This window comes from Methanosaeta sp. UBA458 (genome assembly GCF_002496085.1).
Taxonomy (GTDB): domain Archaea; phylum Halobacteriota; class Methanosarcinia; order Methanotrichales; family Methanotrichaceae; genus Methanothrix; species Methanothrix soehngenii.
The window spans coordinates 1-8,239 of sequence record NZ_DAIK01000140.1; the positions used below are offsets into that span (position 1 = coordinate 1).

An 8,239-nucleotide genomic window follows, 5' to 3' on the forward strand; every position below is an offset into this window, starting at 1 on the left:
CCTGCGCCCCAGCACTGTAGAGCATTCCTGAGAACATTGTTTATCTATTCCAGTCAGGAGAACCAATCATGCTCGTAAGGATGCTTCCGGCTATGGAACATCGGACCCGGTTGACGGGTAGGTTCAGGTCGTTCTTTCCCTTACGGAGGGAGCAGTCCACTGTGGGATTATCATTGAACAAACACGCAAAGGGCTAAGATTAAATACTTCCAATCCGGGAGATAGTGATCATGCTGAAGAAAAAAATAGTCTACCGTCTGCTGCCGATGGCTATAGTATTGGCGCTTTTTTTCATTGTTATTGCCGAACCAGCAGCATCAGACCAGGAATCAGATGATGCAAAAGTCCTCCGTCAGTTTGGTGAGCAGATCGTGAAGAATAATCCCTCTCTCGCTTCAGCGAGCAATTTAGAGAAAGCTAAAGCGGGATTTGTCGAGTATCTGAAAAAGCTCAGCGCATCCAATGCAGGGGTCAGTAACGATGTATGGGGAAGGATAAGCGATAAATTATTTGCTGATGAGAGAACAGCCTTCACATGTTCGGTTCACACCTTCAATTTGCAGGATATTTTTGCGGGGATGGGTATCGATTCTCAGAGTATCGGTCAGATTGGAGGAGAAATGGATACGTATAATCCATTGAACGTTAACAGTGATCATGGTGCAGTCCTTATCCGCGATAATGATGGGAAGGAATATGTCTTCGATGCATGGGCTCATGCCACCATGCGTGACACCTTATCTCCCTTAGATGATCTGTATGGCGAGGGAGAAACAAGTCCCTTTAATGGAATGCCTAAGAATGAATGGACCGATCAGATGAAAGAAGAGGGATACACTACCTTCTTCGAGGATGGTTTTTTAGCCGATCCGATCCCGGCAATAGTTGAGGAATCAGATTCAAATGGCTGCACCGAGTTTAAAGTGCCACCCACGGCATGGGCAGGTGAGTCATGGTTCAATACAGGCATCAGCATACTCTCTGGGCAAAATATTTCCATTGTTGCCACTGGTACAGTACAGCCGAATAGTGGAAGCATATCCTGTGGACCGGATGGAACATATGAAGTCGACTATTGGCTGACTGATTACTCCTACCGTTCAGATTGGGGACATGAGTCGCTAATTGCAGGAATCGGCGCCGAAGGCTTGCCGATTTTCATTGGCAGCAATGCCACTTTCACTGCTCCCGAGGGGGGAGAGCTCTGGCTCGGCGTTAATGACAAAGATCCCGGGAATAATGCGGGTCAATATGTGGCCAAAGTGTGTTGGGGAGATGATCAATGAGATAGAATTCCAAAACTTTTTTTACTTGTGGGATTGTGAAGGGCGGAGCGGGAAGTCCCCATCTTCATTATGATTATCGCTTTGGCATTCTCAACCATAGTAATGCTCTGAGCTTTGTGCCTGCCTGTCTTCACAATCACCTGCGGGCCATCTATCTTTCTGGCTTCGGCATAGATCTTCGAGGCATGAAGAGCATCGCCTATCTCATGACAGTCCAGCTCAAGATCACTTGCCGCCTCATCTGGACATGCTTCCCCTCTGCTCTTGTAGTAGCCCAAAATCTCTTTCTTAGCCATCTGAAAATCGACGTCCCTGCATTTGATGACCTTGATTTCAAACAGTCTGGGCCGATGGCGTCTCTGACAAGATCGGACTCGCCAAGGCACAACCCCGCCTCGATCAGCTCCCGGATCTGAGCTGCTTCAGCGGGGGCGATCTTAGCACCTATAGATGCCGATAAAGGTTGAAGCGTCCCTTTATTCGAAGCGCTCATATGTTTTACTATGGTAAACTATGGGTGTAGAGTCCCGAAATTATTTCGCCTATCATCTAAGCTTGGACGCATAGTCCAAGATATGAAATTGAACAAGACGAAGGTTCGTTATATCCTTCGTCAAAACCGCAAGGGGGTAGCCACAAAAGAGATTGCGCGGGACGTCAAGGTCTCACAAAGGAGAGTCCAACAGATCATTAAAGAATACAAGGAGACCGGGCAAGAACCTGTATTAGGCGAAAAAGTTGGTCGCCCCCGCAAACCCTTCACTGAGAAAGAGACAGAGGCCATCAGAGCAGCCCATGCTCGCTACCGCTTTGGAGCGCGCATGCTGGAGACTGTGATCCGGAAACAATTTAAGATCTGCATATCACATAATCGCATACACATGTACCTGAAGGCAGCAGGCCTGGCCCAGGAAGATCTAAAGAAACAGAAGCGCCGGAAGTGGGTTCGTTATGAACGAAAGCACAGCATGTCAGCGGGGCATATTGACTGGCATGAATGGGATGGGACTGATGTCAAGGTTTGCGTAATTCTGGATGATGCATCCAGGATGGTGCTGGCCGGAGGGGAGTTCACCGAGATCAATACAGAGAACAGCATGCTGATAATCGACCAATTAGTGGACAAATTCTGGTGGCTCTGTCCCTTGAGGGAGCTGATACTCGATCATGGCAGCGAGTTTGGAGCCCACAGAATCCATGACGACGGAAGCTGGAACAGCGAATTCAAAGATCACCTCAAAAAATATGGAATCAAGCCCATATTAGCCAGAGTGAAGCATCCTCAGACAAACGGAAAGCTGGAACGGTTTTTCGGAGAATACGTCAAGCACAGGCCTGCTTTTCATTCATTCGACGAGTTTATCACTTGGTATAACGATAGACCTCATGGAAGCTTGAATTTCCAAAGCTTGGAGACTCCAGAAAGGGCTTTCAGGCGAAAAATGCCATTGGAAGCTTATTTCGCAATTGGCCATAGACTGTTTGGGTTGTGAAATTATATGAATAATTTAAACACTATAAAACTAGGTCGGACGCGAAATAATTTCAGGACTACACAATCAAGAAACTCGATTCTATCCATTAATATATTCAGTGTAATATATCTAGGGCGGTATGTATCCGGAATTGAGTAGAAGTTCCCGTCAAATTTTACCAATGAATACCGCGAAATAGTTGCACGTTTCAGTTCGTAGTTTTCAAATTCAAGTGTTGGCAATGGATGCATCAAGGCTCGCTCTTGATCAAGTCCCTGGACCGGCACATTGGATCGACGATAGACAGGATGGCCATTTATCTCGACAAGGCGCATTTTTAGCCATTCCGTAGCCTCATTTATGGATGCAAACGAACTCATTTCGCCAAAGGTGGCACGCCGAACATAGCCTACACTTTCTTCGTCTGTCCCTTTCTCGTTAGGTGAAGCTGGATTGCAAACACAGGGCTGAAAACCGAAATGCATAGAAAATTCCAGAAATTTATCATTGAACTGCTGCTTTCGAGAATCGTATGCTGCAGCCATTCTGTCATAGAATATTGCATCGAGAACTGAGCCGATTTCGCGGAAGAATTCGATATGGGCTGGATCATTTCTAGACGGGCTGATCTGTGGTAGAGGCGAGCAAATCGATAAAGTGAAAAGGGTAAAACAAAAACCGCAAGGTAGAATTTCTGCCATACTCCGGCGATGTTGAGCGTGACTTCACCCCAGTCGAATTCAGCACGCTGACCAACACGCGGCTCCTGCAAGATAAACACCTCTCGGGGTCCATTAGTGCGTTTCCAGCGAACGATTTCGTCTTTGACGCTGGTATAACCTATTTTGTGACCATCCTGGATGAGAAGCTCCCAGATTCTTTTGGCCGTGAGTCGTTGTTTTTTGGGGCGTCCTAAGTTTGACTCAAGATACTGGTGGATCTTCTGCCGGACAAGATCTGTGAGAACGCGAGAGGGCTGAACGATCTTTCGGTTTTTGGGAATGATCTCCTCCGCCAATCCTTCTTGCACATCTTTGACCTGATGAAGATACTTTTTCACAGTGTTCCGGGATATGTTCAGTTCGCGGGCCACTTTTTTGTAGGACTTATGGAGTTCGTACAGGTCTACGATTCTACGTACATCTGCCATCGTTTTCACCTTACCGCCCACCTCTCAGAATACTTGGAGAGGGAAGGCTTTCCTTCTTGGGGGGGGTCAAAAACGAATTGGCGTTTCCTTAAATAGAGGGGTCAAAATTGAGTCGGCGAAAACACTCTTATGCCGCCCAGGTAGAATCAGGATACGGGGCCGCTGAGATTTTACAGAAAATTCGGCACACTTCTCCGTGTTGACCTAGATCCTTTAACCAATAGGCTCCTCATAGCTGAATCAATCAAAAGAGTAATTGAAGCCCAAAGTCCTTTTGACCAAATTGACTAGAAGAAGCCACTAGCTCTGAGGCCAAAGCCCTGGTAGTATAGTAGGGGCGGCAAGTAGTCCCGGCTGACGGCCAAAAAAGGGGCCTATCCGAGAATGAGGCCCCCTTGCAAAGGCCCGAAAAATGAAAACTGAAGATCTCGATTAGAGTTATTTTATATAGATTGGAGTCATTTTAAGTAAGCCTCTCTTTCTCTTCGTCCAATCTCTCATGAAGGTTTTTATATAATTTATCTATTGCTTCTGGATCAACCCAGTCACATCCCCAATCAAAATTCTTTCGCTTTAATGATACAGGATATTTGCTCATCCATATGACGCACTTTGAGAGTGCATCCAAAATATTCTCATAATCGGTAAATCCATAAATATTGTTACTATTTAATAACCAAATTGTATTATGTGTACCCATGCGCTCTTTAATTAATTCAGTGTTGTTCCTTAAATATTCTGGGTGTCTGATCATTATAATACCTTTAACTAGATTTTCGATAGACAAACCCATTAATAAATAATAAGTATATATTAAATGTACATCACGTTCAAACCATTCCTCTTCGGGCACATCCATTCTTCCGCCCTCTTGAGAACTTAATTCTTTGATTGCGGGTTTATATCTCTCCAATATAACATCTGCTGCATATTTTAAGTATTTGGCATATCCTTCCCAACCCATAGGACCCATACCTTTGGCTCTTTCTATAAAATCATCGTCGATCATTTTTTCAAGTTCTTCAGGAGTCAGAGGCCATTCTGTCATGTTATCAATTAAGGGCTTTAGTAGAAGAATAAACCTGTTGAGGTGGCCCTACGATCTACATTGAGCTATAGCCATAAATAGAGGACATGGTTCTCCCCTTACCCTGGAAAAGTGTTTATCTGAAAAAGATTACAACAGGCTTGGAGACAAATCTAGGAGAAACCCAAGAAGCGATATCAAGAAAGAGAAATTAGTGCGGGGGACGGGATTCGAACCCGCGAACGCCTGCGCGACAGGGCCCTCAACCCTGCTCCTTTGACCTGGCTTGGAAACCCCCGCTCACAAATATGGGTAACAGATCGGCTCGCTTAGCCGATCCCAGCTCTAAGATAGCTCTGCCAGCTTTGAATCGAGGTCAAGAGCTCTCATCTTGATCTCATCCACTGCTCTTGCCACCAGATCCTTGGCGGCAACAGATCCGCTGCCCTCGATGGAAACCACAAAGGAATCATGGATGGGCTTAAGATCAATGGCTGCGGCCTCACAGGCACCAACGCAGAGCTTGCACAAGGAGCATTCCAGTATATTTGTAGCTTTCGCTCTGCCCTCCTCTATCACCAGGATATCACGAGGACAGGCCTCAACGCACTTTCCGCACCCATCGCATGCCTCGCTCACAGTGATGCTGGGCAGATTCTTGTAGCCGCACAGAGTTCCTGCCTGCCACTTGGAGTGCTCTTTGCCCACTCTCTTGGTGGCATAGCCCTCCATCACCAGCTTCTCTCCCTCACCCAAAATCACCAGTGGGATCTTATCGAAGGCCGGACGGACTCCGGGATCGGTGAACTGAATGTCCTCAGAGTAAACCATCCCAGGCCCCTCCTTGGAGAGCATGAAATCCACCCGGCATCCGGGACATCCCGTCCCGCCGCACTGGCAATCCTCAGGCTGGGAGAAGAGGTCCAGCTCGTCTGCCACCAGCGGGACTTCCCCTATCCTCAATCCTATCTGCTCGTCAAATAGAACCGAGGTATTGTCATAGAGGTTGATCTCATCTATGGCCAGTATCGGAACCTCGCTCATGCAGGCCCGGCGAATGCCATTGGCGAAAGCGGCGCTAACGCCGCTGAGGAGGTACCGGATGCGGTCCTCCCTCAGCTCAAGCAACTCGAAATTCAAGCTTTACACCCTTCGACCCCTCTTTCCTCCTCTGGGCTTGGTCCCATCGTGAGGTATGGGGGTCGCATCTTCTATCCTGCCGATCCGGAGGCCCGCCCGCGCCAGAGCCCTGATGGCCGCCTGTGCGCCCGGTCCTGGAGACCTCTGCTGATTCCCGCCAGGAGCACGTACCTTGACGTGAACTCCTACGATTCCCTTGTCCTTCACAGCGTCAGCGACCTGCATGGCCATCTGCATGGCTGTGTAGGGAGAACTCTCGTCCCTGGCTGCCTTGACCACCATTCCGCCCGAGATCTTGGCCAGAGTCTCTGCTCCGGTCTGGTCGGTGATGGTGATGATCGTGTTGTTAAAGGACGAGAATATATGGGCAATGCCCCACTTTCCTTCTGCCATTTATCCTTCCACCCTGGGTGTTCTGGATGCTCTCTCCGGATGACCCTCGCTGGCCATGGGAGAGCCCATGTAATAGTCAATGCTCATCTCCTCGCCCCTGGGCACGAGATAACCAGGAACATCCACTCTCCTCCCGGAGACCTGTATATGGCCGTGGACGATGAACTGTCTGGCCTGCTTCAGGGAGTTGGCCAGCCCTTGCCGGTAGACCTGGGTCTGCAGCCTTCTCTCCAGAACGTCGTTGACCTTCATGGATAAGATGGAATCCAGATCACCCTCCTCTTTGAGCATTCCCAGCTTCTTGAGGCGGTTGAGGATGGCCTGTGCCTGGGGAGGCTCCTCTCCCAAAGATACCGCTGCCAAGAGCTTTCTGCTGGCCTGCCTGTACTTCTTTAAAACGGCCTGAGCCTTCCACAGCTCTCTCTTGTTTCGCAGTCCATAAGCCTTGACTACCTCCACCTCTCCCGCGATCCTCTCCGCCTGCCAGGGAGTACGTGGCCTGGCATACATCTTTCGACTCTTGCCTGGATATCCCATCTCTTACCACCTTCTCCTTTCCTATTCCTTGGCAGCCGATCCCGCGGCTGGTGCTCCTTCCCTCTTTCTGCTGACGCCTACGATTGCGCCCGTGCGTCCGGTTGACCTGGTCTTCTGGCCCCTAACCCTCAGACCCCGTTCATGCCTGAGCCCTTTATAGCTCCTCATCTTCTTCATGAGATCGAGGTCTTCGCGGAGGGTCATATTCAGGTCCATGCCCATGATGTGAATATCTTTGCCGGTCTCGATATCGCCTCGCCGGTTGACCATCCAAACGGGCAGTATATTGATGGCGTCCTCTTCCACGACCTTCTTCAGCTTATCGATCTCTGCATCAGGAAGCAGTCCGAGGGTGGCATTGGGATCCACTCCCGCTCTCTCGGTGAAGATCTTGGCGCATCTGCGGCCCACGCCCTTGATGCCTGTCAGGGCCATGTGGACCTGTCTCTTTCCGGCCAGATCGGTATTCAAAATGCGAACTATATGCCTGAGCTCTTCATCAGAGCCCTTCTTAGGCTTCTCTTCTGCCTTCTTAGGCTTCTCTTTTCCTGCAGTTGGTTTTGCCAAGTTAGTCCTCCAGGGAACTTTATTCCTCTGGATCAGCCCCGGGTCACAGCCCGACGCCGCCCGCTCAACACGTTGTGGGGCGAATTAATCCAATGAGCCAAAGTGAAGTTATGCTTCTCGTATAAAAGACTTATGAGGATTTGGCCGTTTGGGATTCCAGCTCGATCTCGTTATCCTGGACCCACTCTCCGAGCGCCTCTTTCTCCCGAATGTCTTCGTAATCATACCAGGTCTGCAGAAGGCCTCTCTCATCCAGGAGCTCCTTGAACCGCCGGTAGGCTCCACGACGGCTAAAAATCCTCTGGACGAGATCCAGATCGTCTTGCAGATGCACCTCTGCAAATTCAATCACAAGCGTCTGTCCCAGGTCAAGGTCGTTTTTATGTGGGATCTCTATAAAATGATCGCAGTCAAACTCGTCCTCATCTTCCTCTTTTGGATCGTCCCATTCGGATCGATAGATTATCTCGCCATTATCCAGGCACAGAAACGCTCTATTCATCCCGTAATCGTCAGAGCTCACATAGAAGAAGGCGTGGTGAATCTCTTCAAATGTGGTCATGTTTATCTCTGATCCTTTGAATTTACATGCACCGTATCTTACCATTATACTACGATAAAAGCCTTGGGCTAATATTATGACGGTAGTGTCCCGATTGTGATG

11 protein-coding genes and 1 tRNA gene are annotated in these 8,239 nt (G+C 48.8%); 2 read left to right on the plus strand and 10 right to left on the minus strand.

The annotated features are described in order from the left end of the window. Positions 1 to 230 precede the first annotated feature (230 nt). Positions 231 to 1,286: a hypothetical protein gene (locus tag BP822_RS10455; protein ID WP_286878252.1), complete on the plus strand. Its 1,056-nt coding sequence runs from the start codon at positions 231 to 233 to the stop codon at positions 1,284 to 1,286. Here the strand turns inward: BP822_RS10455 and BP822_RS10460 are convergent. Further along, positions 1,280 to 1,582: a hypothetical protein gene (locus BP822_RS10460; protein ID WP_286878254.1), complete on the minus strand. Its 303-nt coding sequence runs from the start codon at positions 1,580 to 1,582 to the stop codon at positions 1,280 to 1,282. The two genes, BP822_RS10455 and BP822_RS10460, sit on opposite strands and share 7 nt — an antisense overlap. A gap of 279 nt (positions 1,583 to 1,861) precedes the next feature. Between BP822_RS10460 and BP822_RS10465 the strand changes: the two genes are divergently transcribed. Then, entirely contained in the window at positions 1,862 to 2,779 is a 918-nt protein-coding gene (locus BP822_RS10465) for a helix-turn-helix domain-containing protein (protein WP_286878258.1), read from the plus strand. Between the two features lie 2 nt (positions 2,780 to 2,781). Here the strand turns inward: BP822_RS10465 and BP822_RS12960 are convergent, their stop codons facing one another. The 9 genes from BP822_RS12960 to BP822_RS10505 form a co-directional block, all read right to left on the minus strand. After that, entirely contained in the window at positions 2,782 to 3,246 is a 465-nt protein-coding gene (locus BP822_RS12960) for a Mu transposase domain-containing protein (protein ID WP_394339431.1), read from the minus strand. Then, the gene (locus BP822_RS10470) at positions 3,171 to 3,911 is read right to left on the minus strand and encodes a sigma factor-like helix-turn-helix DNA-binding protein (protein WP_286878255.1); all 741 of its coding nucleotides are present in this window, start codon (positions 3,909 to 3,911) and stop codon (positions 3,171 to 3,173) included. Before BP822_RS10470 ends, BP822_RS12960 begins: the two co-directional genes overlap by 76 nt. 463 nt (positions 3,912 to 4,374) lie before the next feature. Continuing rightward, positions 4,375 to 4,959 (minus strand): hypothetical protein, encoded by a 585-nt coding sequence (locus BP822_RS10475; RefSeq protein ID WP_286878256.1) that lies wholly within the window; start codon positions 4,957 to 4,959, stop codon positions 4,375 to 4,377. Between the two features lie 194 nt (positions 4,960 to 5,153). Further along, positions 5,154 to 5,238, minus strand: a tRNA-Leu gene (locus BP822_RS10480). A 45-nt stretch (positions 5,239 to 5,283) separates the two neighbouring features. Then, positions 5,284 to 6,078, minus strand: a complete 795-nt coding sequence (locus tag BP822_RS10485; protein ID WP_013718526.1) for a DNA-directed RNA polymerase subunit D — start codon at positions 6,076 to 6,078, stop codon at positions 5,284 to 5,286. A gap of 3 nt (positions 6,079 to 6,081) precedes the next feature. Next, entirely contained in the window at positions 6,082 to 6,471 is a 390-nt protein-coding gene (locus BP822_RS10490) for a 30S ribosomal protein S11 (RefSeq protein ID WP_013718525.1), read from the minus strand. After that, on the minus strand, positions 6,472 to 7,008 hold the full coding sequence (locus BP822_RS10495; protein ID WP_013718524.1) for a 30S ribosomal protein S4: 537 nt from the start codon (positions 7,006 to 7,008) through the stop codon (positions 6,472 to 6,474). Positions 7,009 to 7,029: 21 nt separating this feature from the next. Next, the gene (locus tag BP822_RS10500; RefSeq protein ID WP_013718523.1) at positions 7,030 to 7,575 is read right to left on the minus strand and encodes a 30S ribosomal protein S13; all 546 of its coding nucleotides are present in this window, start codon (positions 7,573 to 7,575) and stop codon (positions 7,030 to 7,032) included. A 130-nt stretch (positions 7,576 to 7,705) separates the two neighbouring features. Beyond that, the coding region (locus tag BP822_RS10505; RefSeq protein WP_286878257.1) for a UPF0158 family protein at positions 7,706 to 8,239 on the minus strand (534 nt) is incomplete at its 5' end.